This window comes from Algoriphagus lacus (genome assembly GCF_003583985.1).
GTDB lineage: Bacteria > Bacteroidota > Bacteroidia > Cytophagales > Cyclobacteriaceae > Algoriphagus > Algoriphagus lacus.
Window position 1 is genome coordinate 662,493 of record NZ_QXML01000001.1, and the last position, 26,058, is coordinate 688,550.

General features: G+C 46.3%; 25 protein-coding genes. 12 read left to right on the top strand and 13 right to left on the bottom strand.

From position 1 onward, the window contains the following. Nucleotides 1-94: 94 nt before the first annotated feature. Nucleotides 95-607, bottom strand: a complete 513-nt coding sequence (locus D0X99_RS02770) for a C40 family peptidase (RefSeq protein WP_394336575.1) — start codon at nt 605-607, stop codon at nt 95-97. 139 nt (nt 608-746) lie between these two features. Between D0X99_RS02770 and D0X99_RS02775 the strand changes: the two genes are divergently transcribed. Then, entirely contained in the window at nt 747-2,093 is a 1,347-nt protein-coding gene (locus tag D0X99_RS02775; protein ID WP_119476101.1) for an MBL fold metallo-hydrolase, read from the top strand. 135 nt (nt 2,094-2,228) lie between these two features. Next, entirely contained in the window at nt 2,229-2,468 is a 240-nt protein-coding gene (locus D0X99_RS02780; RefSeq protein ID WP_119476102.1) for a hypothetical protein, read from the top strand. 57 nt (nt 2,469-2,525) lie between these two features. On the opposite strand, the gene D0X99_RS02785 is transcribed toward D0X99_RS02780, so the two are convergent. Beyond that, nucleotides 2,526-4,661 (bottom strand): S9 family peptidase, encoded by a 2,136-nt coding sequence (locus tag D0X99_RS02785; protein WP_199707991.1) that lies wholly within the window; start codon nt 4,659-4,661, stop codon nt 2,526-2,528. A gap of 179 nt (nt 4,662-4,840) precedes the next feature. Here D0X99_RS02785 and D0X99_RS02790 point away from each other — a divergent pair, with 179 nt between their 5' ends. Then, nucleotides 4,841-5,827, top strand: a complete 987-nt coding sequence (locus tag D0X99_RS02790) for a D-alanine--D-alanine ligase (RefSeq protein WP_119476104.1) — start codon at nt 4,841-4,843, stop codon at nt 5,825-5,827. A gap of 111 nt (nt 5,828-5,938) precedes the next feature. Here the strand turns inward: D0X99_RS02790 and D0X99_RS02795 are convergent, their stop codons facing one another. The 6 genes from D0X99_RS02795 to D0X99_RS02820 form a co-directional block, all read right to left on the bottom strand. Beyond that, nucleotides 5,939-6,673, bottom strand: coding sequence for an MIP/aquaporin family protein (locus D0X99_RS02795; RefSeq protein ID WP_119476105.1), 735 nt, complete (start codon nt 6,671-6,673; stop codon nt 5,939-5,941). A gap of 89 nt (nt 6,674-6,762) precedes the next feature. Next, entirely contained in the window at nt 6,763-8,262 is a 1,500-nt protein-coding gene (glpK, locus tag D0X99_RS02800) for a glycerol kinase GlpK (protein WP_119476106.1), read from the bottom strand. After that, a complete protein-coding gene (locus D0X99_RS02805) occupies nt 8,259-9,833 on the bottom strand; it encodes a glycerol-3-phosphate dehydrogenase/oxidase (RefSeq protein WP_119476107.1) in 1,575 nt (524 codons plus the stop codon). The genes glpK and D0X99_RS02805 overlap by 4 nt, the downstream gene beginning before the upstream one ends. Before the next feature lie 59 nt (nt 9,834-9,892). Then, the gene (locus D0X99_RS02810; RefSeq protein ID WP_119476108.1) at nt 9,893-10,390 is read right to left on the bottom strand and encodes a SixA phosphatase family protein; all 498 of its coding nucleotides are present in this window, start codon (nt 10,388-10,390) and stop codon (nt 9,893-9,895) included. A gap of 106 nt (nt 10,391-10,496) precedes the next feature. Further along, nucleotides 10,497-11,231, bottom strand: coding sequence for an RluA family pseudouridine synthase (locus D0X99_RS02815; protein WP_119476109.1), 735 nt, complete (start codon nt 11,229-11,231; stop codon nt 10,497-10,499). A gap of 71 nt (nt 11,232-11,302) precedes the next feature. Beyond that, nucleotides 11,303-11,782, bottom strand: a complete 480-nt coding sequence (locus tag D0X99_RS02820; RefSeq protein ID WP_119476110.1) for a GNAT family N-acetyltransferase — start codon at nt 11,780-11,782, stop codon at nt 11,303-11,305. A gap of 73 nt (nt 11,783-11,855) precedes the next feature. Between D0X99_RS02820 and D0X99_RS02825 the strand changes: the two genes are divergently transcribed. The 4 genes from D0X99_RS02825 to D0X99_RS02840 all read left to right on the top strand — a co-directional run bounded on the left by D0X99_RS02825 (nt 11,856) and on the right by D0X99_RS02840 (nt 17,004). Then, a complete protein-coding gene (locus D0X99_RS02825; protein ID WP_119476111.1) occupies nt 11,856-12,635 on the top strand; it encodes a type III pantothenate kinase in 780 nt (259 codons plus the stop codon). Nucleotides 12,636-12,718: 83 nt separating this feature from the next. Further along, on the top strand, nt 12,719-13,759 hold the full coding sequence (locus D0X99_RS02830; protein ID WP_119476399.1) for a quinone-dependent dihydroorotate dehydrogenase: 1,041 nt from the start codon (nt 12,719-12,721) through the stop codon (nt 13,757-13,759). 53 nt (nt 13,760-13,812) lie between these two features. Beyond that, entirely contained in the window at nt 13,813-16,317 is a 2,505-nt protein-coding gene (locus D0X99_RS02835) for an FtsK/SpoIIIE family DNA translocase (RefSeq protein WP_119476112.1), read from the top strand. A gap of 33 nt (nt 16,318-16,350) precedes the next feature. Further along, entirely contained in the window at nt 16,351-17,004 is a 654-nt protein-coding gene (locus D0X99_RS02840) for a LolA family protein (protein ID WP_119476113.1), read from the top strand. Between the two features lie 25 nt (nt 17,005-17,029). Here the strand turns inward: D0X99_RS02840 and D0X99_RS02845 are convergent, their stop codons facing one another. From D0X99_RS02845 to D0X99_RS02855, 3 genes are read right to left on the bottom strand one after another with little or no spacing between them, the layout of a single operon-like run. Continuing rightward, complete coding sequence (locus tag D0X99_RS02845) at nt 17,030-17,605, bottom strand: anthranilate synthase component II (protein WP_119476114.1); 576 nt, start codon at nt 17,603-17,605, stop codon at nt 17,030-17,032. Further along, nucleotides 17,589-18,134: a CvpA family protein gene (locus tag D0X99_RS02850; RefSeq protein WP_119476115.1), complete on the bottom strand. Its 546-nt coding sequence runs from the start codon at nt 18,132-18,134 to the stop codon at nt 17,589-17,591. Before D0X99_RS02850 ends, D0X99_RS02845 begins: the two co-directional genes overlap by 17 nt. Continuing rightward, nucleotides 18,135-18,587 carry a GatB/YqeY domain-containing protein gene (locus tag D0X99_RS02855; RefSeq protein WP_119476116.1) on the bottom strand — a complete coding sequence of 151 codons (453 nt, stop codon included), beginning with the start codon at nt 18,585-18,587 and terminating at the stop codon, nt 18,135-18,137. Nucleotides 18,588-18,648: 61 nt separating this feature from the next. Here D0X99_RS02855 and D0X99_RS02860 point away from each other — a divergent pair, with 61 nt between their 5' ends. Then, nucleotides 18,649-19,365 carry a pyridoxine 5'-phosphate synthase gene (locus tag D0X99_RS02860; RefSeq protein ID WP_119476117.1) on the top strand — a complete coding sequence of 239 codons (717 nt, stop codon included), beginning with the start codon at nt 18,649-18,651 and terminating at the stop codon, nt 19,363-19,365. A gap of 122 nt (nt 19,366-19,487) precedes the next feature. Continuing rightward, on the top strand, nt 19,488-20,246 hold the full coding sequence (locus tag D0X99_RS02865; RefSeq protein ID WP_119476118.1) for an alpha/beta fold hydrolase: 759 nt from the start codon (nt 19,488-19,490) through the stop codon (nt 20,244-20,246). A 64-nt stretch (nt 20,247-20,310) separates the two neighbouring features. Here the strand turns inward: D0X99_RS02865 and D0X99_RS02870 are convergent, their stop codons facing one another. Next, nucleotides 20,311-21,591, bottom strand: coding sequence for an amidohydrolase family protein (locus tag D0X99_RS02870; protein WP_233553634.1), 1,281 nt, complete (start codon nt 21,589-21,591; stop codon nt 20,311-20,313). Nucleotides 21,592-21,735: 144 nt separating this feature from the next. On the opposite strand from D0X99_RS02870, the gene D0X99_RS02875 reads away from it, so the two are divergent. From D0X99_RS02875 to D0X99_RS02885, 3 genes are all read left to right on the top strand, one after another. Continuing rightward, entirely contained in the window at nt 21,736-22,446 is a 711-nt protein-coding gene (locus D0X99_RS02875) for an SAM-dependent methyltransferase (protein ID WP_119476400.1), read from the top strand. Nucleotides 22,447-22,449: 3 nt separating this feature from the next. After that, on the top strand, nt 22,450-23,520 hold the full coding sequence (locus D0X99_RS02880; RefSeq protein ID WP_119476120.1) for a dipeptidase: 1,071 nt from the start codon (nt 22,450-22,452) through the stop codon (nt 23,518-23,520). 93 nt (nt 23,521-23,613) lie between these two features. After that, entirely contained in the window at nt 23,614-24,942 is a 1,329-nt protein-coding gene (locus D0X99_RS02885; RefSeq protein WP_119476121.1) for a hypothetical protein, read from the top strand. Between the two features lie 51 nt (nt 24,943-24,993). On the opposite strand, the gene D0X99_RS02890 is transcribed toward D0X99_RS02885, so the two are convergent. Next, the gene (locus D0X99_RS02890; RefSeq protein WP_119476122.1) at nt 24,994-26,058 is read right to left on the bottom strand and encodes a sugar-transfer associated ATP-grasp domain-containing protein; all 1,065 of its coding nucleotides are present in this window, start codon (nt 26,056-26,058) and stop codon (nt 24,994-24,996) included.

A 26,058-nucleotide genomic window follows, 5' to 3' on the forward strand; every position in this document is an offset into this window, starting at 1 on the left:
TAAAGCCTAATACCAAAGGATATTTGGAAAATAAATCCTTGTAGAATTTCCTAATCCCCAGCATGATTGTATTTGGGCCTCTCATTCCAATAATCTAATCTTCCAAAATCCGCTTGGCAAATAAAAATGCCTCTGACCAGTATTTGCTGCTGAGAAAGTCTTCCGTCACACCCAGTGAAGTGGATGCATGAATGAACCGAATGTCATCTTTTGCTACCTCGGTTACGATACCGGAATGGGTCACTGCATTCTTCTTCTTTCCGGTAGCGAAAAAAAGCAGATCTCCAGGCTGAAGGTCATTCTGATTTACTTTAAGTCCCAGCTTGCTTTGATCTTCGGAACGTCGGGGGAGGTTGATCCCGACGGCATAATATGAATGAAAGACCAATGCTGAGCAGTCCATTCCGGCTCTGGTTGTCCCTCCATACTTATAGGGAGTTCCCCGATAGCTTTTGGCCGTTTCGATGACAGTAAATGCGGGAGATTCCTTGGGTATTTTTTTGGATTTACAACCATCCAACAGGATAATCCCTAAAATGAAAAAAACTGGAAGGAATCTAAAAAGGGATTTTTGGACTGACAATGGAATACTTTTTTGGTTTTTCAAGTTTAAGGTCAAAGGTCGGTTTAGTCAAATTTTGAATTATCGATTGCCGAATCTTTTTCTTCCGTGATTAACGTCACCGAAACCCGAGCTGCGCTCATTTTAACTTTGTATCAAAATTTAGAAACAATAACGGATAACTATGAATATTCAACAGTTTTATGACGAAGGTTTAGCACATGCAAGCTACGCCATTTTGAGTGGAGGTAAGGTTGCATTGGTTGACCCAGGAAGGAATCCACAGCAGTATTATGAGTTTGCTCAAAAAAATGCCGCTAGAATAGTTGCAGTGATCGAGACACACCCGCATGCTGACTTTGTGAGCTCTCACTTGGAATTTCATAAAAATGAAGGAGCTACTATCTACGTTTCCAAACTGGTGGGAGCAGAATATCCGCATACTGCTTTTGATGAAGGAGATTCATTCCAACTCGGTAAAGTAACTTTCCATGCCTTGCATACACCAGGTCACTCACCGGATTCCATCAGCATTTTGCTAAAGGGTGAAGCCGGCAAAGACCACGCGCTTTTCTCCGGAGATACCTTGTTTGTTGGAGATGTTGGACGTCCTGATCTGAGAGAAAAAGCGGGCAACATGACCGCACAGCGCGAAGAATTAGCCAAGTTGATGTACCAAACGGTGCAAAATAAGCTGAAGCCTTTGGCGGATGATGTATTGGTATTCCCAGCACACGGGGCAGGGTCGCTTTGTGGTAAAAACCTAAGTGATGCCCGACAGTCCACCATTGGGGAGCAGCGGGCAACCAACTGGGCGTTCACCGATCTGGATGAAAAGACCTTTGTTAGTTCATTACTTCAAGGCCAGCCCTACATCCCAAAATACTTCGGGTATGATGTGGACATGAATAAGAAAGGTGCGCCTGCTTTTCAGCGCTCCATTTCTCAGGTAAGTATTTGGGCCGAAAGTTCAGAATTGCCGGAAGGAATTCTGGTGATCGATACACGAAAGCAGGACAAATTTGCCGCAGGACATATTTCCGGAGCAATCAATATCATGAACGGTGGAAAATTTGAAACCTGGTTGGGATCGATCGTAGGACCGGAAGAGCGATTCTTTCTGGTCTCTGATTCCGCAGCTGAGTTGGAAATTTTGATCAATAAAGCTGCCAAAATCGGCTACGAACAATTGATCAAAGGCGCAGTGGTCAATCCTGCCGGAATGACGGAAAAAGGAACTTCCTTTGACCTGGAGGCTTTCAAAGCCAATAAAATGGCTTACACCATCGTTGATATTAGAAGCAGAGACGAACATGCAACGGCTCCAATTTTCGAAGAGGCCTTAAATATTCCACTTCAGGAGTTAAGAGAAAGGGCAGTGGAAATACCCACTGAAAAGCCGATACTCATTCATTGCGCAGGAGGTTATCGATCTGCCGCAGGTTCAAGTATTGTTGCAGGTGCCCTGAAAGGAGCTGAGGTTTTGGATTTCAGCGAAGCCATCAAAGAATTCCAGTTAGTAGCGCATTGATTTTAAATGCAGAAAAGTTGTAACACCCCACCTCCGGCGGAAAGTCGGAGGTTTTTTTTGACTTCAAAAAATTCTCACCCAATTATTGCAAACCTAATTGGCTAAATTGAAGTCTTAGCGGAGTAGAAATAAAACATGAGTAGAGAGGAATTCATCAGTTTGCCGTTGCATCAACAAGTCAAGACGCTCTACCTAGAGGGTACGTTTGTGGTCGGTATCCGCTATTATCGACACAAGGTAAATCTCTATTTACTGGAGGATGAATACGTGGAAGTTTTTTACAACCACAAGCTGGATAAAATCGACAAGATTGATTTTTTGCCGCGTGACCACAGTAGGATGAAGTTCTACTTGGATCAGATCAAAATCTCATAAAAAACCCCGCGAAAGTTGGCTTCTGCGGGGTTTTTAATTATTGGATGCTCTGAATTTTTACAGCTTTCGCTTCAGGAAATCCGTCATCTGAGTGTACAGATGCCAAGTAGTATTGCCACCGGAAATTCCATGGTTTCGATTCGGATAGTAGAAGGACTCAAACTGCTTATCGGCAGCGATCAGGGCATTGACCAGATCCACCGCATTTTGGAAATGAACATTGTCATCACCGGTGCCGTGGATTAGCAGGAAGTTGCCTTTCAGTTTATTTACATGGGTGATCGGGCTGTTGTCGTCGTATCCTGCCGGATTGAGTTGAGGGGTTTGGAGATAACGCTCGGTGTAAATTGTGTCGTAATATCTCCAAGTGGTAACCGGTGCCACAGCGATAGCAGTTTTGAAAACGTCATTTCCGATCATCAGGGCAAGGGAAGACATGTAGCCTCCATAGGACCAACCCCAGATGCCAATCCGAGCCGGATCGACAAAAGGCATTTTAGCGAAGTACTTCGCTCCCTCGATCTGATCAATGGTCTCCAATTTACCCAGGTTGGCATAGGTGGAGTGCTTGAAGTCTCGGCCTCTTGCGCCGGTGCCTCGATTGTCCACACAGGCCACGATGATACCTTCTGCTGCCAAGGCTTGATGCCAGAAGTCGCGGGTCCCTCCCCAGGAGTTGAGCACATTTTGCGAACCTGGACCGCCGTAGACGTACATCAGGACAGGATATTTTTTGTTTGGGTCAAAGTCAGCCGGCTTGATGATGTAGCCGTTTAGCTCAGTACCATCCACAGTCGGGAAGGTGAAAAACTCTTTTTTGCCCAAAGCAACCCCGGACAGTCGATCTTTAAGTACCTGATTATCCTCGAGGACTTTCAGTTCTTTTCCAGCTGCATCGTTCAAGGTCACTTTGACCGGAGTTTCTGTGGTAGAGTAGTAATCAATAAAGAACCTGTGATCCGGACTCATATTTATGGTATGTGTTCCTTTGGCCGGGGTGAGAAGCTTTTTGCCTTTTCCGTCCAGATTGATCACGTAGAAATTGCGCTCCAGCGGAGAAGCTTCGGTGGAGATGAAGTAGACTTTTTTAGCTTTTTCATCGATTCCTACCTTGGAGCTTACTTCCCAAGCTCCGGAAGTGATCTGACGGATCAGACTTCCGTCCAGATTGTGATGGTAGATGTGCTTGTACCCATCCTGCTCAGAAGTACGGATGAACGATTTGCCATCGCTCAGGTATTGCAGGTCATCGTTGTAGTCAAGGTCCACGTACGTTTTGGATTTCTCGGAGATGATAAGTTTGCTTTCGCCCGAAGTGGCATTGGCATGGAAAAGGTCAAGTTGATTTTGAAGACGGTTGAGACGAATAAACGCGAGTTGATTAGCGTCTTTAGTCCAATAGATTCTCGGTAAATAGATGTCCGTTTCGGAGCCCGCGTCGACTTTTTGGATTTTAGATGTAGCCAAATCGTAGACATGAATGCTAACGAGGGAGTTCTTTTCGCCTGCTTTTGGATACTTGAATTTGTAATCTTTTGGATACAGTGGCCCCCAAGTCTGCATATTGAATTCCGGTACCTGAGTTTCATCAAAGCGGATGAAAGCAATTTTCTTTCCGTCAGGAGACCATTTGAAAGCCTGAGCCATGGAAAATTCCTCTTCGTAAACCCAGTCGGCCGATCCGTTGATGATTTTGTTCCATTCTCCGTCGTTGGTGATTTGAGTCAGTTTGTTGCTGGCCAACTCGATCATATACAGGTTGTTTTCCTTGACAAAGGCGACCTTATCGTTGTCTGGAGAAAGCGTTGCATAGGAGATTTTCTCACCGTTCATCAGCTGCTGCTTTTGTCCGGAGGCCATATCCACTACGTAGAAAATACCTTTGGAAGATCGACGGTAGATGGACTCTACATCCGTGGCGATGAGTGCTTTCGATTCGTCGGCATTGAATGAATAGCTGGAAAAATTCAGGCCTAGCTTGGCACCATCCAATAGCACTCCGGCTTCCTCACCGGTTGCAAGGTTGATTTTGACCACGGCTGGTGCTCCACCACGCTGCACTAGCGAACTGTAAAACTGCCCGTCTTTCATCCAGTTGATGCCATAGACGGACTTTTGGTTGAAGGTGCCTTTTTTGAAGACGTCTTCCAGGGTTACTTTTTTCAGGCTTTGCGCCTGCGTGCTTAGAGCCATTCCGACCACCGCGATCCAGGCCAGGCCTAGCACTTTCCAACTTTTAATCATATTGGCTTGATTTTGGGTAAAATTTCAGATTGAAACGAGCGCGAATATATAAAACCCCCTAAGGGATTTGAAACCCTTGGAGGGTAAACGGAAAATAAGCTATTTCGTAGCCTAAACTTTTCCCCGCCATGAAGAAGAAAATCGCCTTGGTCACCGGAGGTTTTACCGGTGAGTCCGTGATCTCCCTCAAAAGTGCCGCTGTCGTCGAAAAGACCATCGACCGGGAGCGTTACGATGTGTACAAAATTTTTATTTATCCCGGGGATTGGCATTTCATCTGTGCTTCGGGAGAGAAAATTCCTGTAGATCTGAATGACTTCAGCCTCATGATTGGAGACGAAAAAGTGAAGTTTGACGGAGTATTCAACATCCTCCACGGTTCGCCGGGCGAGGATGGAAAACTGGCCGGCTACTTCGATATGCTAGGCATTCCCTACACCACCTGCGATCAGCTGACTTCAGCGATTACGATGAACAAGGGCTACACCAAGGCCATCGTGCAGGATATTCCCGAGTTGAACGTAGCGAGATCGATTCAACTTTTTGAAAATTCTCCTGAAAACGCATTAAAGATCCAAGCGGAACTCACCCTTCCCCTTTTTGTCAAACCCAACAATGGCGGAAGCTCCATCGGTATGAGTAAGGTAAAAACTTGGGAAGAATTGCCTGAAGCTTTGGAAAAAGCATTTGCCGAGGACAAGCAGGTGCTTGTGGAGGAGTTTGTGTCAGGAAGGGAATTTTCCATTGGAATTTTCAAGGGGAAAGGAATCGTCACCGTTCTTCCCGCAACCGAGATTGTCAGCAGTAAGGAGTTTTTCGATTACGAAGCGAAATACGTTCCGGGCGTCTGTGAGGAGATCACTCCCGGTAGAATGAACTTGGAAGAAATGGAGCGTGTCGGCCGGATCGTGACCAAAGTCTATGAAAAGCTCAATTGCAAAGGTGCAGTTCGGGTGGATTATTTCCTCCAACACGATACTGGCAAATTTTACTTTATAGAGATCAACACGGTACCAGGACAGACTGAAACGAGTTTGATTTCCCAGCAGGTAAAAGCGACAGGTAAAAGCATCAAGGAATTCTACACTGAACTGATCGAGGAGATGTTTGCCTAAGAAACGACATACAAGAAATAAGAATCAAGAAAGCCCGGACCTGAAGTTCGGGCTTTCTTGCTTTAAGTGACAGAATCAGATCAAACTCACTAACTCCCAAAATTCTTTTTTTCAAGCTCCGACAGCCAAATACAGGATGGCAGCCAAAGCACAGCCAATGATCGGCCCGACTACCGGAACCCAAGCATATCCCCAGTCCGAACTCCCCTTTCCTTTGATCGGGAGAATCTGATGCATAATTCTCGGTCCTAAGTCACGGGCAGGATTTATCGCATAGCCAGTCGTGCCGCCAAGAGCCAAACCAATCACCCAAACCAATAACGCTACCGGTAATCCTCCGATTGATCCCAAGCCAATAGGAGTGGCTTCTGCACTTTCCAGTTTGGCGCCTGAGATGTACAGAATCACAAAAATCAGAACAAAGGTTCCGATAATCTCAGACATCAAACTCGTATTGAAATTCCGGATGGCTGGATCGGTACAAAACGGGGCACGCTTTAATCCGGGGTCATTTTCCAAATCAAAATGCTCCCGGTACATCAGCCAGGCCAAGCTTGAGCCCAGCATCGCACCACCAAGTTGCGCTAGCATATATCCAGGGGCCATAGCCCAATCAAATTTTCCTGCAATTCCAAGCCCGATGGTAACTGCCGGATTCAAATGCGCTCCGCTGTAGGGACCTGCTACGACAACTCCACAAAAAACAGCCAAAGCCCAAGCTGTGGTTATGGCCATCAGTCCTCCTGCGTGTCCTTTGGTTTGAGGTAATAGCACATTGGCAACCACTCCTGTTCCAAGAAGGATAAGGATTCCGGTTCCGATAAATTCTGCGATATATGGATTCATCTGTTTATAATTTTATTTTCAATGGCAACATGGAATGTCCTGAGTAATCATTCCTCTGTGCGAGAAATTTTTCTCATGGGCATTTCAAATTATTCTACCCAGTGTTTTGAGCGGTCTACCGCTTTGTGCCAAAAATGTATCAATTTTTCCTGTTTTTCTGCTGGCATTTCCGGTCTGAAACTTCGGTCTGCTGTCCAAAGCTCCTGAAGTTCCTCCTGATTTTTCCAAAATCCTACTGCCAATCCGGCAAGGAAAGCAGCTCCTATGGCGGTGGTTTCGATGATTTTTGGGCGCTTGATTTCGCAGCCCAGCAGGTCTGCCTGGAATTGCATCAGAAAGTTATTGGCAGTGGCACCGCCGTCTACCCGAAGCTCCTGAGTTGGCTTACCGCTGTCTTTTTCCATCGCTTTGAGCACATCATAGACTTGATAGGCAATAGCCTCCAAAGCCGCCCTAGTCATGTGTGCGATGGTCGTGCCTCGGGTAATGCCAAAGAAAGCCCCTCGGGCATCCTGATCCCAGTGCGGGGCACCCAATCCGGAAAGTGCAGGGACAAAATACACTCCGTCATTGTCCTCCAGACTCATGGCTAATTTTTCGGTTTCAGATGCTTTTTTGAATAGCTCCAAGCCATCCCGAAGCCATTGGACTGCAGCTCCGCCTATAAAAACAGAACCTTCCAAGGCATAATTAATCTCATTTCCGATCTTCCAGGCAACAGTTGTCAGCAGTTGATTTTGAGAGCGAACGGCTTCTTTTCCAGTATTCATCACCAAAAAGCAGCCTGTTCCGTACGTCGTTTTTGCCATACCAGGCTCTATGCAAAGTTGGCCAAAAAGTGCCGCCTGCTGATCTCCTGCCACTCCGGCTATTGGAATTTTGACATTCAGGACGTCTCCGGCGGTTTCGCAATAGACTTCACTGCAGCTTTTGACCTCAGGCAGCATGGATGTAGGGATTTCAAACAAATCCAAAAGCTCCTGATCCCATTCTTGGGTGTGGATGTTGAAAAGCATCGTGCGACTGGCATTGGTGATGTCGGTCAAGTGTGACTGACCTGAGGTAAGCTTCCAGATTAGCCAGGAGTCCACAGTCCCAAAGGCCAGTTCCCCGGCTTCTGCCTTTGCCCTGGCTCCTTTCACATTTTCCAGAATCCATCGAACCTTAGTTGCGGAAAAATAGGCATCTATGATCAACCCCGTCTTGGCAGCGATTAGGTCTGCCATGCCCTTTTCCTTCAGGTCGTTGCAATAAGAAGCTGTCCTTCTATCTTGCCACACGATAGCTTTGTAGATTGCCTTGCCTGTTTTTCGTTCCCAGACGATGGTGGTTTCCCGCTGATTAGTGATCCCGATTGCGGCAAGTTGATCTGGACGTAGATCTTTATTGAGGAGGGCCTCAATCATCACCGAAGACTGACTGGACCAGATTTCGTCGGGGTCATGCTCGACCCAGCCTTGCTTGGGAAAATACTGCTTGAATTCTTTTTGAGCCACTGAGACGATCTGGCCCTGTTTGTTAAAAACAATGGCTCTGGAACTAGTCGTTCCTTGATCCAGAGCCATTAAGTAGGGTTTGTTTTGGGTCATTTTGGGTTATTTTTTATCACATATTTTTCGGCCGTTTTTTGAAAATCAGCCAGTTCGTTTTGTATCCATGATTCGTCTTTTCCCAACTCGGAAGCCATCAACCGGGCTACTTTTTCGGCAGATTCCGAAGCCGCTTTGGCATCTAAAATCAACATCCGGATTCTTCTGGCGAGTACATCCTCCACTTTCATGGCCATTTCATTTCGAACTGCCCAGATCACCTCAGCAAGAATATTTGGGAAATCGGGATGGATTTTTTCGGAAAGCCGGGGGTCAATCTTTGCCATATCCTGAATCAAAACGGTGTCAGAACCATAGACCGACCAATGTCCCTCAGGAATCGCTTTGGTATATCCATGAAGCAAAATGTCTTTGGAGCGTGATTCTGCCAACGGTTGTCCGGTAATCTCTTGGAAATAGGCCACGGTGTCTTCCCCCATTTTTCGGAAAGTGGTCCATTTTCCGCCGGTGATGGATACCAGGCCGCTTGCCGAGACAATCACTTTGTGCGATCTGGAAATTTCCTTGGTTTTGGTGCTTCCCTCTTTAGGCCTTGCCAGGGGCCGAAGACCTGCAAATACCGCTTTGACATCCTCCCGGGTGGGCTTTCTGGTCAAATATCCTGCGGCAGTTTCCAAGACGAAATCAATTTCTTTTTGAAGGGCCTCCGGCTCAAGTTTGGCATTTTCCCGAAGGGTATCGGTTGTGCCTACGACCAGTTTGCCATGCCATGGCACAGCGAAGAGTACGCGTCCGTCCCTAGTCTTTGGAATCATGAGGGCATCTTGTCCTCCCAAGAAATCCAAATCCAACACTAGATGGATTCCTTGGCTGGGCTGGATGGTTTTTGGGGCCTCCGGATTGTCCATTTGGAGGATTTTATCAGCAAAAACACCTGTGGCATTGACCACCATTCGGGCTGAAACAGAGTATTTTTTTTTGGAAAAAATATCCTGAACGACTAAGCCTTTCAGCTTTCCTCCCGGGTCTTTTTCCAAGGAGACCACCTTTGAGTAATTGAGCAAGCAGGCTCCTGCCTGATCTGCTGTTTGAGCAATCGAAAGTGCCAATCGGGCATCGTCAAACTGCCCATCATGGTACACTATTCCGCCGAAAAGCCCCGTGGAATTGATCCCCGGCATCCGGAGAAGGGTTTCTTCTTTGGAAATGTACCGGGAAGATCCCAAGCTAAGATTTGCCGACATGTAGTCGTACATTTTGAGTCCGGCACTGTATTGAATCCGGTCCCATCGGTTATAAACAGGGATGATAAATGCCTGATTATGGGTTAGGTGAGGTGCATTTTTGAGCAATCTCCCTCTTTCCCGAAGGGCTTCCAACACCAGAAAAATATCACCCTGAGCAAGGTAGCGCACTCCCCCGTGCAGCAGTTTGGTGCTTCGACTGGAAGTGCCTTTAGCAAAATCCGCTTTTTCAAAAAGTGCAACTGAAAGACCTCTGGAAACAGCATCCAGAGCAACACCCAATCCGGAGGAGCCTCCGCCTATGACAGCGATGTCCCAGATTTTATCAGAATTTTGGAGTTGGTTGAGATTTTCTTCCCGATTCATGCATTCCAGTTCTTGTCTTTTCAAGATAAAGGAATTGCCACTCCAAATAAAAATTCAGGTTAAAAATCCTTGTAAAGTTTCCGTACAACCGAAGAAGAATTGGATTCTAGTGTGACCACGTAGATGAAATCATATTCCAGATCGGTCAGATCAGCGTATTTTTCCCCATCTCCCACAAAACTATTGGCAAGTTGGCTGACAGTATTACTGTGACCCACGACTAAAACATTCCCCTCCAGACCTCTCAACTGTTCTGCAAATGCCTCGCTGTTTTTCGGGTCGTAGGATTGAATTTCCACTCCGGCAGCCAAGGCGGTTGGTTCCGCGGTAAGTCTTGTTCTTTTGAAATCAGTAGAAAAGACATGCTTAATCTGCTGATCCTGTAGGATCTGAGCCAGCTTTTTTGCTCTCACGCCACCGACATAAGCCAATTCAGGGTCATTGCCCTCAAGCTGTTTTTCAGCATGACGGACGATGTAGATTGTTTTTGGGGAGTTTTGGGAAGTGCAGGCTCCAAGAATCAGGATGAGGCCAAAAAAAAGGAATAGGTTTTTCATAGTTTATCGGTGTAGGCTATGCGAGATTGAGATAAGCTTCGCCAGATTTTGGGCTTATCTTGGAGATAGACCTATCTTTTTCCATCCGCGAAGCTATCAAATATGGTTACCCTGAAAAGGTATTGTCCAGATGCTGATCTTTGGCTTTGATCTCTTCGAATTCTAGGAACTGCTCCCAAAACTCATTTTCAGGGAGTGCCGCCCTCATGAAGAGTTTTTCTTTTCGGGTCGGGTGGACAAAAACCAAATGAAATGCATGTAGGTTGATGCTTCCGTCAGGATTAGGCTTGGCAAAACCATATTTGACATCGCCCCGGATTGGACAACCCATGGATGCTAACTGCACCCGAATCTGATGGGGACGACCGGAAATCGGACGTACTTCCAGCAACCAGTGGTCATTCATGTAGCCCAGGGTCTTATAATTCAATTCCGCTTTTTGCGAACCCGGAACTTCTCTTTCATGAGCTGTAACCACGTTTTTGAATTCATCTTTGGTGAGCCAATGGGTAAGCTTTCCCTGCTCCTCTTTTGGTCTGCGCTTGACAATGGCCCAATATACTTTGTGAATATCCCGCTTACGGAACAGCTCCATCATCCGCTCCAATCCTTTGGAAGTACGGGCAAAAGCAACCAATCCACTCACCGGACGGTCCAGCCGATGGACAGGATGAAGAAACACGTCTCCGGGCTTGTCATATTTTTCGGCAATGTATTCTTTGCAATAATCAGTCAACGTTTTGTCACCGGTTTTGTCACCCTGTACCAGGATGCCCGCTGCTTTGTTGACGATCAGGAGGTGGTTGTCCTCATAGACAACGGTAAATGGCTTCTTTCTCATAATGAATCACAAAGGTAGGGGATTATGTGGGATGACCGATGTAGTATGGAAGACGCATCGGTCATTGAACATCATGCACCCAGCAATTTCTTTATCTCATAATCCTGCAAGTGAGCGTTGAGCCAGCCGGCCTCAAGGGTAGCACCGTATTTTTTGTAAAAATTAATTGCAGGCTCATTCCAGTCGAGCACCTGCCACATCATTCCCGTGCAATTAGACTCCAGGCACTTGGCCATCACCCGGTCAAACAGCATTTTACCGGCACCATTTCCCCGCTCGGACTCTGTGACTACAATGTCTTCCAAATAGAGCCGCTTGCCTTTCCAAGTACTGTATCGGTAGTAATAGATGGCAATTCCTATAATTTCTCCGGTGCTGTCTTTTTCGCATACATAAAGACCATACACTGGATTTGGCCCGAAGCCATCTTCTTTCATCAAATCCAGCGTGTTGGTGACTTGCTCAGGCGCTTTTTCATAATGCGCTAGTTCTTTGATCAATTCCAAAACACGGGGCAAGTCTTCAAGTTTACCTTCTCTAAGCGAGTACATAAGCAGATTGTATAAAGGTTGATTTGGTTTTTCCTTTTAGGATGGCCTAAATTAGTCAAAACCTAAGCACCAAATGTTTTTAGCCATCGATGCAGGCAATTCAAACGTAGTTTTTGCACTTTTTGACCAAAAAAGCGGAAGATGGACCAATCAATTCCGCCTTGAAACCAAAACTCCCAAGCTGATCTCCCAGCTGAGTAAAAAAGTCCCGCTCTATTTTTTGGAACATGATATCCAGGTTTCCCAGATTGAAAAAATAGGATTCAGTTCTGTCGTGCCAGAGATCAATTCCATAATTGAGCAGTTTTGCCACAGCTATTTTGGGCTGTCTCCTTTCCTGATCAATCCAAAAAGCTACGCCAAACTACCCATCAAGGCACTCAGGCCCAATGAAATCGGATCCGATCTGATGTGCAATGTCATGGCGGCCTTTTCCAGAACTGCCGGACCGGTCATGGTTGTGGATTTTGGCACCGCACTGACGTTCACTGCGGTTGATGCCACCGGAGAAATCCTCGGAGTCAATATCGTCCCCGGTCTGAAAACAGCCATTCGGGCCCTTTTTTCGAATACTTCCAAACTTCCAGAAGTGGATTTGAAGCTTCCGGAATCTGCCTTGGGGAAAAACACCATTCATGCCATCCAGGCGGGCGTATTGTATGGCTACACCGGCCTGGTCAAGGGAATGATCGAAACAATTGAACAGGAAACCGGGCTGAAATTCACCATCATCGCGACAGGCGGACTGTCCGCGATTTTGACCAATTTGGAAAAAACTTTCGATGAGGTGGATCGAAACCTGACCTTGGAAGGACTGAGATTGATCACGGAGGCCAACAGTCAGGAATCTTAGGAAAAGGGGACGCAATTTTTGCATTCCCCCTTTTTTCAATTCTGCATTGTCTAAATTTGGAACCGAAATCCAACCTCGACGACGTGTACAAATCCCTGCTTAAGCCTCTGCTTTTTCTCAAAAAACCGGAAGATGCCCACCACCTAACTTTTGACCTGACCAAGTTGACGTTCAATCTTCCAGTGGTCAGTTCGATGGTGAAGTCCACGTTTGAATTGGAAGATCCAAAACTGGAGCGGGAAGTTTTTGGGTTGAAATTCAAAAATCCGGTAGGGCTCGCTGCGGGGTTTGACAAAGACGCCAAACTCATCGATGAGATGGCGATGCTAGGCTTTGGATTTATTGAAATCGGAACCCTGACGCCAAAGCCGCAGGAAGGAAATCCACTCCCGAGGTTGTTTAGACTTCCCCAAGATGAGGCCTTGATCAACCGCATGGGATTCAACAACGGCGGGGTGCTGGCGGCAGTGGAGCGACTGAAAAAGCGCAAATCCCAAGTGATTGTCGGAGGAAACATCGGCAAAAACAAAGTCACAGCAAATGAAAATGCGGTAGATGATTACCTGTTTTGCCTGGAGGCCCTGCATCCTTATGTTGATTATTTTGTAGTGAATGTGAGTTCTCCAAATACCCCCAATCTTCGGGATTTGCAAGAAAAAGAGCCGCTCAAACAACTCCTCCAAGCAGTAAAATCGGCAAACGACAAAAAGCAAAACCCAAAACCGATTCTGTTGAAAATCGCTCCGGACCTTACAGACGGGCAGTTGGATGATATCGTGGAGATCGTCCTGGAAACCGGAATTTCCGGCGTGATTGCGACCAATACGACCATTGACCGTTCGGTTTTGAGCACTCCCAAAACAGAGGTGGACGCGATCGGCGCAGGAGGGGTGAGCGGGAAAGTTTTGGCAAAAAGAAGCACTGAAGTGATCCGATATCTCCATCAGAAGTCGAATGGGGCATTTCCTATTGTCGGTGTGGGTGGTATTTTCTCAGCGGAAGATGCGATTGAAAAGTTGGAAGCCGGTGCCAGTCTGATTCAGGTTTACTCGGGCATGATTTATGAGGGACCAGGTTTGATCAAAAAAATCAAAAAAGGACTTCTGGAGTACTTTTCCCGGTAAGTTGTCTTTCAATCGCCTTCTGGCTAAAATTAAAATTGTACTTTCAGGCTTAAATGGCATCAGAATCTCCCGGCAAAAATACTTTTCGAAAGAAATCTGAAAACCCTAAAAAGGCGCCCTCGGCTCCGAAGGGACCGGGTTTTTCGTTTGGTAGCATCAAAACCAAGCAACTGACCCTTACCTTGGGAATCATCTTGATTTCGGCAAGTATTTTTCTATTAATTGCCTTCATCAGCTACCTGATCAACGGGCCTGAAGACCAGAGTCTCGTGATGAACAATCTGGATCAGGAAATCCGTGATTCTGCACGTGAATCTCAAAACTGGGTTGGTTTTTTAGGAGCTCAAGCCTCCCATTGGTTGATTTACCGATGGTTTGGGATTGCTGCCTTTTTGTTGCCTCCTTTTCTTTTTCTGGTTGGATTCAGGTGGACATTTAAGTTTTCGCTGATTTCACTTACCCGATACTCGGTTTTTGCACTCTTTTTCACGGCATGGCTTGGATTGCTCACGGGATACATTGTGATTTTGGTTGAAGGGTATTCCTACTGGAGTTTCCTGTCGGGTGGATTTGGATATGAATTGGCCAAACTATCGAGTGATTTCTTGGGAATGGGAACATTCATTCTCATTGTCGGAGCGTTTCTGATTTTTGTGGTTCTTTTCTTCGGCTTGGAGCAGCTCAACTGGTTTGCATCAAAGGCAGGAGTTGAAGATGAATCTGAATTTTCTTCCGTTTCAGGACGAAAAACCAAGCAGGTCAATCCATTCAATTCGGATGAAGCGATGGAGGATGATTTAACTGAAGAGGAGGAAGAATTTGATGACGATGGAAGTGCTTGGGAGGTGAAAAGCAGCCTTCCAGATGAGTTGGAGCCAGAATTGCCATTTGATCTTACTTCTGATTTACCCGAGGAGGAAGAGGATATTTTTGATGTTCCTCAGGTTAATTTATTGGAAGAAGGACCAGGAAAGACCATTGTTAAGGAGGGGAATTTCTCTGTAAAAAAGGCTCCTGAAGAAGAAAAAACTGCTCAGGAAGTAGAAAATCTGGATCCTTACGATCCAACTTTGGATTTGCCAAGATACAAGTATCCAACTCTGGATTTGCTAAATGAATACGACATCAAAAAGGTGACCGTGTCTATGCAGGAACTTCAGGAGAACAAGGATAAAATCGTGACTACCCTGAAGAATTTCCAGATTGGAATTCAGGGGATACAGGCAACAATCGGTCCTACGGTCACCTTGTATGAAATCGTCCCGGATCCTGGAGTGAAGATTTCAAAAATCAAAAATCTTGAGGATGACATCGCCCTAAGTTTGGCTGCACTAGGAATTCGAATCATTGCTCCAATCCCGGGAAAGGGAACCATCGGTATCGAAGTTCCCAACAAAAACCGTGAGCTTGTGCCTGCCCGTGCGGTATTGGGAACGGAAAAATTCATGAAGTCCGACAAAGATCTCCCGATTGCCTTGGGCAAGACCATTTCCAATGAAGTCTTTGTGGCTGACTTGGCGAAAATGCCTCACCTCCTGATGGCAGGTGCCACCGGTCAGGGCAAGTCTGTTGGTCTGAATATGATTTTGGCTTCTTTGATTTACAAGAAGCATCCTTCCCAGTTGAAGTTTGTGCTGGTTGATCCGAAGAAAGTGGAACTCACACTTTTCAACAAAATCGAGCGGCACTTCCTCGCAAAGCTCCCTGGTTCGGAAGAAGCGATCATCACAGATACCAAAAAAGTAATCTATACGCTCAATTCGCTCTGCATTGAGATGGATAATCGCTATAATCTGCTTAAAGATGCGGGTTGCCGAAATTTGAAAGAGTACAATGCGAAATTCATCGCTCGTAAACTCAATCCGGACAAAGGCCATTATTTCATGCCATACATCGTCCTGGTGATTGATGAATTAGCCGACTTGATGATGACTGCAGGAAAAGAGATCGAAGCTCCTATTGCCCGACTGGCGCAGTTGGCCCGAGCTATCGGAATTCACTTGGTGGTGGCTACACAGAGACCTTCAGTAAACGTCATCACCGGTATTATCAAAGCCAATTTCCCGGCCCGTCTCTCTTTCCGTGTCACTTCCAAGATTGACTCCCGAACCATCCTGGATGCCGGGGGAGCTGACCAATTGATCGGTCAGGGTGATATGCTGCTTTCCCTGGGTTCTGAAATGACACGTATCCAATGTGCCTTCCTCGATACTCCGGAGGTAGATGCAATTTGTGATTGGATCGGTGAGCAAAAGGGATACTCCGATGCCTATCTATTGCCCGAGTTTGTGGGAGAAGATGGTGAGGGTTCCTTGTCTTCCGTGGATCTTTCTGACCGAGACCCTCTGTTTGATGAGGCAGCACGCTTGATTGTTTTGCATCAGCAGGGAAGCACTTCTTTGATCCAACGAAAGTTAAAATTGGGCTACAACCGAGCCGGAAGAATTGTAGACCAGCTGGAAGCAGCAGGAATAGTTGGACCTTTTGAGGGTTCCAAAGCACGAGAAGTCCTGATCCAGGATGAAGCCAGTTTGGAACGGTTATTGAATAGTTTGTAATCGCTGTTTTAGTAGTTCCCGCAGCCCGGTTTCATGAAATTCAATTCCTTAGTTTCTCTTCTTTTTTTCGTGTTTTTTATAGGTTTTGAGGCGATTGCTCAGAAAGATCCCAAAGCCAAAGTGGTGCTAGATGGCATGAGCCAAAAGTATCAAAGCATGAAGGGTTTTACGGCAAGTTTTGATTACACCTTTCAAGACGGTGGAGGTACTGGGGACCGTCAAACCGGAGAAATTGCTGTCAGCGGGGAAAAATACCGACTCAAACTTCCCGATCAGGAAATCTACAACGACGGTAAAACGGTCTGGACTTTTATCCAAACTGATACCTACAAAGAGGTGACCATAAACGACGTGGCCCAGATGGAAGGTGAACTTACTCCTTCCAACATTTACAAAATGTACCAGACGGGCTTTAATTACAAGCTTTTAGCAGACAAAACTTACCAGGGAAAAGTGGTCAATGTAGTAGAGTTGACTGCCCAAAAGCCAAATGCCCCTTTCAAGCAAGTGAAGCTGATGGTGGACAAAGCGACCAAGGATTTGTTGGGTTGGGAGATGTATGACGGACAAGGAGGCATGTTTTCCTACTCGTTCAAAAATCTAAAAGCTGCACCCAGTCTGCCTGCGACCTATTTTGTCTTTGATCCCAAAAAATATCCGGGTATCGAGGTGATTGACTTGAGGTAAGCTTTTTTATAATAACCTCTAGAGATCAATACTTTAAGTGGTGCACAGATTTGATCCAATTTTGGATGATTTCCAGTCCAAATTCCGTTAAAAAAGCCTCCGGATGATATTGAATTCCCAAAATGGGCAATGACCGATGAGCAATTCCCATGATCTCCCCGCTTTCGGTTTCTAAAATCGATTCAAGAAAGTCTGGAAGATTTTTTAACTGAAGGGAATGATAGCGGGTCACCTGGAATTGTTCAGGCAGGTTATGAGTGAAATGGTGAGGGTTGGTTTTTCGGACAGGATGAACCTTCCCATGAGTTGGAACTTGATTTTTCACCAGCTCTGCCCCAAAAAATTCCCCGATGGCCTGATGCCCCAAACAGATTCCGAGGACAGGAATTCGATCATGGTACGCTTTAAAAATATGCATCAGATTCCCCGAATCGGAAGGTTTTCCGGGTCCCGGCGATAGAATTAGTCCCTGGAATTCAATTTTCTCAACTTTTTCAGGAGTAGCGTCACTCCTCAGAATCGTCAATTCTTCACCCGTTTGTCGGATCAGATCGGCGAGGATATGACTAAAGGAATCAAAATTGTCAATCAGCAGCAGCATCCTTAAACTCCTCCACAATATCCTCCATCGTCTTTTGCAATTCTTTCAACTTGGGTGATACAGGTTCCAAAACCCCAATCACGCTCGGAGCTAGTGGTTCAATGTATTGCAGGTATTCGCTTTTTGCACGCCATTCCCGGGGCATTTTCATGTCAAACTGGAGAGAAAGCCACATGAACAAGCTGATGAAGAAGGCGGATTTAACAATTCCCAATATCGCACCTGCGATGCTATCCAGTCCGCCCAAAAGTACCATATCCATTACTCGCTTTAGAACCCACCCCGCAGCTCCAACCAACATTAGGGTAAGTAAAAAAACGATCAAAAAAGCCATAATCGGAAAAGCAAATGTGATTTCGTCCAGATGCTTTGCCAAAAATTTACTTACGGGATCCATGAAGTAGACCCCCAAAGCAATCGCCAAAACGAAGCCTATAAGTCCCACAATACTCAGCAACAGGCCTTTCTTGTAGCCCTCATAGGCTCCCAATGCAATTAAAATCAGAATGATGATATCTACCGGTGCCAATTAGCTGTTGAGCAAGGATTTTACTTTTTCAGAAATTGCTTTTCCGTCTGCTTTTCCTGCCAGTTGCTTACTGGCTACACCCATCACTTTACCCATGTCCTTTGGACCTGCAGCACCGGTGACATTGATGATTTCCTGTATTGCAAAAGTCAACTCTTCATCGGTTAGGGCTTTAGGTAAAAACTCCTGAATGACGGCAAGCTCTGCCAATTCGACTTCAAGCAGGTCAGCGCGGCCTTGCTTTTCATAGATTTCAGCCGAATCCTTCCGCTGCTTGGCTGCCTTGGTCAATAACTTCATTTCATCATCGGCACTGAGTTCTCCCGAAAATCCTTCCTTGGTTTCCTCCAACAGGATCAGGGATTTGATTGCTCTCAATGCGGTCAGTCGCACCTTGTCTTTTGCGATCATGGCGGATTTTATTTCGCCTTCTACTTTCTGCTTTAAAGCCATTCGTCCTAAGTTTGTGTTATATCAAAAATACGGGGTAAAAATACCCTTTTTCACTACGGATATGACCCAACTCAGCGTAAATATTAACAAGATTGCCACCCTGCGCAACGCCCGGGGAGCCAATAATCCCAATGTAGTCAAGGTAGCCTTGGATTGTGAGCGATTTGGTGCTCAGGGAATTACGGTGCATCCCCGTCCTGACGAGCGGCATATTCGATATCAGGATGTCTTGGATCTTTCCAAAGTTGTGACCACTGAATTCAATATCGAAGGCTATCCTGATCAGCGATTTATGCAACTAATCCGCGAAGTAAAACCTGCACAAGCTACCCTTGTACCTGATCCGCCGGATGCGATTACCTCAAATACCGGTTGGGATACCATCACCCATCAGAGTCTCCTTAGTGATATCGTCGCTGAACTCAAAGAAATTGGCACCCGTGTGTCCATCTTCATCAATCCCGAAGCGAAATACTTCGAACCGGCAAAGCGGACAGGTACCGACCGGGTCGAACTCTATACCGAACCTTATGCCTCCCACTATCATCAAGATCGGGAAAAGGCAGTGAAACCTTATGTGGAAGTTTCCCATCTTGCCCGGGAATTGGGCTTGGGTCTGAATGCAGGACATGATTTGGACTTGCACAATTTGGCCTTTTTGCATCAAAGCATTCCCTTTCTGGAAGAAGTCTCCATCGGCCATGCCCTGATCTGCGATGCGCTTTATTATGGATTGGAAAATACGATTCAGATGTATAGGAGGCAGCTTGAGATATAGTCAACGGTCGACAGACCACAGTCCACGGCCCAGTATAAAAAACTTTAATCCTCAATTCGAAATTTTAAAATATCGCTGCTCGGCTGTCGTCTGTGGACCGTCGACCGTTGACAAACTAAACTATGAACCTCAACTATAAAAAATCCGGCTCCGGCCCACCTTTAGTCATTCTCCATGGACTTTTTGGTTCGCTGGACAACTGGTTTTCCATCGCCAAGGAACTGGTCGAGCACTACACCCTATACCTCATCGATCAGCGGAATCATGGGGATTCCGCGCATTCGGAAGAATGGAACTATGCCGTGATGGTGGAGGATTTAAAGGAACTTATCGATGCCGAAGGTTTGGAAAATATCTACCTTATGGGTCACTCCATGGGTGGAAAAACGGTGATGAACTTTGCAGTGAAATACCCAGAACTAGTGGAAAAATTAATTGTGGCCGATATCGCACCACGGTTTTACCCCATCCACCATCAGACAATTCTGGAGGGATTGAATTCCCTAAATCTGAAAGAAATCAAATCCCGAAAAGAAGCCGATGATCAGTTGGCTGCTTATATTCCGGAACTCGGTGTCCGTCAGTTTTTGCTGAAAAGCCTTACTCGGGACAGTGAGGGATTTGCCTGGAAGATTAACCTGAAGGTAATCACCGAGAAGATTGAAAATGTTGGTGAAGCCTTGGCTGAGGGCGCTGTTTTCAAGGGGCCGACTCTATTTCTCGCTGGAGCCAATTCCAATTACATCCAGCAAAAAGACCTTCCCGATTTGGAGTCCCACTTTCCGAACTATGAACTGGAATTTATCCCTAACGCCGGCCATTGGCTCCATGCTGAGCAGCCTCATGCGGTAGTGGAGGCAATGAGGAGATTTTTGGGGTGAAAAAATCAAGGGGTGAATCTCAATCGGATTTCACCCCTTTTACTTTAATTCGACTGTCTACTGATCACTTGACTTTCTTTCCATGCTTCATCACCATGTCCACATCCTGTAATAGGTTGATGTAGCGTAGGACATCTCCGCGCACGGCAATGATGTCGGCGTATTTTCCTTCGGAAATTGTGCCATAGTCTTTATCCACTTTCATCGCCACGGCAGGCCAGTAAGTCGCTGCTTTGATCGTCAATAGCGGATCCATGCCGAAGTGATTGACCCAGACATCGAGTTCGTTCCAGGTACTTTGGCTGTGAAATTTCATGGGTATGCCACTGTCCGTACCCACCAACATCACCACGCCGCTTTCCTTTAATTGGGCAAACTTGCGATCCAAGGTTGGCTTCCTCACGGGAGTCAACTGGAAATAGCTCATCCGTCCTGGAAAGCGAAGGGAAGCCCGGATATCCCGAATGATCGAATCCGGCAAACCTAAGTGCCAGGAAGTATCGTCCAGCTTTTCGGGATTGTCCCGGACATATTCGTAGTTGAACAGCCCCTCTACGGTTGGGGTCCAGAAGAGTGGCCCCAAGTTCATTTTGGCTGCTCTTTCCTTCATCATTAGCATGATATCTTCGGGATATTCCGGAGCTGAACTCAGCCCTGTATGTTCAAAGTTGTCCACGCCGATCTGCAATCCGATTCGGATTTCGTCAGGCCGGTGGGAGTGACCGACGACCATTTTCCCGTACTTATGCGCTTCATCGACTACTGCCTTGGCTTCCTCGAGGGTCATTTGATCCTGATCGATCAGCTTGATCACATCCACACCAGCGTCTATGAGTTTTTTGACTTTCGCCCGTGCATCGGCGGCCCCATTCACTCCCCAGCGGAAGGCTTCCGTGCCGGGATAGGGTGCTTTTTGGATAAATGGACCGGATACATAGATCGTCGGACCGGGGATTTCCCCTCGCTTGATCCGCTCGCGAACATTAATACTCGCTTCCAGTGGAGCACCTAAATCTCTGGCGCTGGTCACACCAGCCATCAGCAACTGATGTGCGGAGGAGGGCATGATGACTGATTCAAAGACATCGATATATGTACTGTCCCAATGCGTGTAGTCGCTGTGTCCGTTCAGCATCAGGTGCACATGCATGTCCCAGAGCCCTGGAAGTACACTCATCCCCTCGGTGGAAATGACCTCTGCACCTTCAGGAATGGCCAAGCTTCCCACTTGGCCTATGGCTTTGATTCGTTCCCCTTCAACAATGATGACGGAATTGCGGATGGGAGTGCCTCCGAAGCCGTCGATTAGGGTACCTCCGACCAAAGCTTTGACCTGTTGGGACATGGTCTGGATTGAGAGTAGTAGCAGAAGTCCTAAAATAGAAAGGCGAATTTTCATACTAAGAAATAGGAATGGTGATAAACGCTAAAAAGGTAATGATTTTGGATGTTAAATTTTATCTTTCGCCCCATTCTCCACGATCCCAAAATGCCAAAAGGAAAGCTTTTCTTAATCCCCAATGTCTTGGCAGATAACACTGCCCATTGGGTGATTTCGCCCCAAGTTCAGGAGGTCATCGCGCATACCAAGATATTTTTGGTTGAAAATCCCCGATCTGCCCGGCGCTACATTTCCAGCCTTAAACTTGGTGTCAATCTCGAAGAGGTGCACATGGAAGTGTTGGACAAAGAAACTAAACCCGAGCAACTTCCACGCCTGATGCAGCCTCTTATGAATGGGGCAGATATCGGAGTAATTTCGGAGGCGGGTTGCCCCGGAATCGCCGATCCGGGAGCATTGGCCGTAGCCTATGCCCACCAAAAGGGAATTCAAGTCGTACCGATTTCCGGGCCTAGCTCCATGTTTTTGGCGCTGATGGGTTCGGGTTTTTCCGGGCAGTCTTTCGCTTTTCATGGGTACCTGCCTATCGATAAAAAAGACCGTGCCGTCGCTTTAAAAAAACTGGAGGCAGAATCCATCAAAGAGAAACGTGCCCAGATTTTTATGGAAACCCCATTTCGCAACAATCAACTCCTGGAGGATTTGCTAACGACTTTGGCACCCCATACCAAGCTCTGTATCGCCAAAAACCTCACTTCAGTGGATGAGTTTATCCAAACTAAGCCCGTTGCCGATTGGAAAAACTATCCGGTCGACCTTCATAAAATCCCAACTGTTTTTGTCCTTCAAGCCTTCTAAGCCATGTTTACTGTTGATGCCCACCTTGATTTGAGCATGAATGCGCTCGAATGGAACCGTGACCTAACTCGTCCTGTCTCTGAAATAAACTCCCGGGAAAAAGGGATGACCGACAAACCCGATCGGGGAAATGCCACTGTATCTCTCCCTGAGCTTCGCAAAGGAAACATCGGTCTAGTCGTTGCTACCCAGATCGGACGCTATGTTGCACTTGACAATCCACTTCCGGGCTGGCACTCTCCAGAACAAGCTTGGGCACAAACTCAAGGTCAATTGGCTTGGTACCAGGCCATGGTCGAAAAAGGGGAAATGACCCAAATCCGGAATTGGACCGAGCTGGAGGCGCATTTGGCCCATTGGAATCAGGGAGACGATAAAAGCCAAAAGCCCGTAGGATTTATCCTTTCGCTGGAAGGAGCCGACTCGATCGTGAATCTCGATTATCTGGAAAAAGCCTACGAAAGAGGACTTCGGGCTTTGGGTCCGGCGCATTATGGACCGGGACGCTATGCTTTCGGAACAGATTCCTCAGCACCTTTGAGTAATCAAGGCAAAGAATTGGTGAAGAAAATGGACGAACTCGGGATCATTCTGGATGCGACTCATCTTTGCGATTTGGCTTTTTGGGATGCCTTGGAGATTTACCAGGGTCCTGTGTGGGCCAGTCATAATAACTGTCGGGCCTTAGTCGATCACAACCGGCAGTTTTCCGATGAGATGATCAAAGCCCTGATTGACCGGGGAGCAGTGATTGGGGGAGCATTTGATGCCTGGATGCTTAGTCCGGGATGGGTCAGGGGAAAGTCCACTCCGCAGGAACGAAATGTGACGATTGCTACTGTGATCGATCACTTTGATCACATTTGTCAACTTGCCGGCAATGCCAACCACATTGGAATTGGTTCGGATTTGGACGGTGCTTTTGGCACTGAGCAGAGTCCCGCTGATCTCCAAACCATAGCTGACCTGCAGAAAATCCCTGATATCCTTCAAAAAAGAGGGTACAGTGAAACTGACATTGAAAAAGTCATGTCCCAAAACTGGTTGAACTTTTTGAAGAAGGCTTGGTCCTGACCTAAGAATTATTGAACTATTCTGAAAATATTGATTTGCATAAATAATTCTTATTGAATTATTTGCCGATCTCAATTACCCAAATGAAAGCATATGCAATACAAACATTTACTTCTTTTCTCTTTTTTCACCCTTTTTGCTTTTTCATCCTACTCCCAAAAAATCCTGTTAAACGCCAATCACTCCGATGCAAAGTTTACTTTGCTTAATGACTATGACGATTCGGATTTGCAGGAATTGGGTACTGGGACTGTAGAGCTGAAGTTGGAAAAAGACTCTAAAAACCGTGTTAAAATCACAAAACCTGGTTATCAGCCTGTCATCAAGGAGTATAACAAAGACCTCAAGTGGGATAAGGAACAAAAAATCGTTCTCGACACCCGGCAGGTAGACATTACAGCTGAACCATTCGATGCCGAGATATTTGTTGACGGGCGGATGATTGGCACTAAAGCGATTTACCTCTACATTCAAAAGGATCGCTTCCTTACCGTAGAGGTGAAAAAACCGGGGTTTGTCACTGCTACCAAAGTGTATTACAATCAGCCTGACAAGGAAACCCCTCCGATGAAGGACCATTTTATCCTGAAAGACCGCCAAGTTCGACTTGAGGTTTCCCCGGCTGATGCCACGGTTGCTGCTAATGGGATCACTTTGGGAAAAGGCAATCAGGACGTCAAGATTCCATTCGGAGATTGCGTTACTGTGACGGTTACCAAGGACGGTTTTGTCAATTACGAAAAAGTGATCTGCAACAAAGAAGGAGATGCCGAACCACCGGTACGGGATAAGGTGCTTTTGGAAGACCGACTAGTTAAAATCACCACTGCACCAAATGATGCCGCGATCGAGATCGGAGGTAAGCGAGTAGGTAATGGGGCATATGATTTGAAAGTGCCAAAAAATTCCTGTGTGGAAATCCGGGTAAGCAAAGATGGGTTTGTTCGCTATATCAAAAACTACTGCAATCAGACCAATATGCAGGAGCCACCTGCTTCTGACTTCCTTGAATTGCAGGTGGATGAAGCCTACACATCTTCAGTTTCTTCAGATTTGGCAAACGTAAGAATTACCGTTCCTGTAAAAGCTGGAATTGCACCTGAAGAGGCTTGGAAAATCCTTAGCTCAATTATCACCGGTTACTTTGATATCCTGGAAACAGTGGACTACAATACCGGATACCTGACCACTTCATGGCAGGTCCAAAATTTCCAGTCCAGTATCATCCGAACCCGCGTGATAGTTTCCAGTGGAGGAAATTCTGATCAGTTGGCTTACGCAGTAAAGTTGATCAGTCAGGAGGCATTTCTTGATGGACAAACTCAGGTGACCGTAAAGGATGACGAAAAATTTGAAGATTGGGCCCGAATTCTGAAAAAGTACGACGGCTTGATTCAGGAAATTCAGGCTAGACTTCAGTAAAAGCTACCAATATCTAAACTACCCCAGTTTCCCTCAGAGGCTGGGGTAGTTTTATTTCCGGAGGTTCTCAAATCCCAAACCCTTAAAATGGGGCCCTGTTGCCGCCTCTGAAATCCCGATTGTAGGGGTTACGGTATTCCACTCCATAATCTGAATTTGATTATCCTGATTTAGAATGACATCCCACGCGATAAGCGGAAAGTGAGGATTTTGGTCATGAAGGGTTTGGCAGAATTGCTTGATAGAGTCAAAGTTTGGAATTTTCAAACCAAAAAATCGAACGCCTGTATCCGGATGGCGGTCCATCAGTTCCCATGTTCCGCTGAACCCAAAATCGTATAAACGCCCCTCATTTTCCCAAATGGGCAACCTCACACAATCGTCTCCGACAATAAAGGAAGTTCCCAAGCGACCCACACGGATGCTGGACTGATGGGTATTAGCCATTTTCCCCGGGACCTTGTATGTCGTAATCCGTAAGCTCGCGACACTTCCCGGACTAAGTGTTTCAAAAAAAGCATGCTGCGTGATGGGGGCCTGAAGGACAAAATCCCCTGTTTTGGAAAAGTCTAATTTCTGAAACTCCTCCCTGTTTAATTTAATTAGTCCGTGGCCCTGCCCAGTATGGTCTTTTTTCAAAAAAACAACTGCACTGTTTGCAAAAGCGAAGTCCTCCGCACTTTTCTTGTCCAGAGACTCTCCCTCCACACTGATCCAAGTTCCATTGACATAATAGATCAAATCGGGAAGAGCATCCGATCTAAGAAACTTTCTGGTGAGCGTTTTTATCCTTCCAAGAAGTTGCAAATCCCCATTAAGTGATGGGCATACCACCCTACCCCAAAAGTTGACAGGCATCCACCCTTCCAGAAACTCTCCTCTAAAGGCGGTGTATACTCTAAGCCATGGGATGCACGACTCCGCTCCGAAAACATCCAAAGCATATTCTTTTACCTGTTTCTCTTGCGATTGGCTGAGCTTTTTTTTCGGATTTTGGGCGATGACTCCCGAATAGGCTTCCCCGGCTTTTTGGTTGAAGTAAAAATCGGTGGCAGCATCTCTTTTTTCTTTTTGATTCTTGCGAAAAAGTGTTTTTGCGATAGAAAGTAGGCCCAT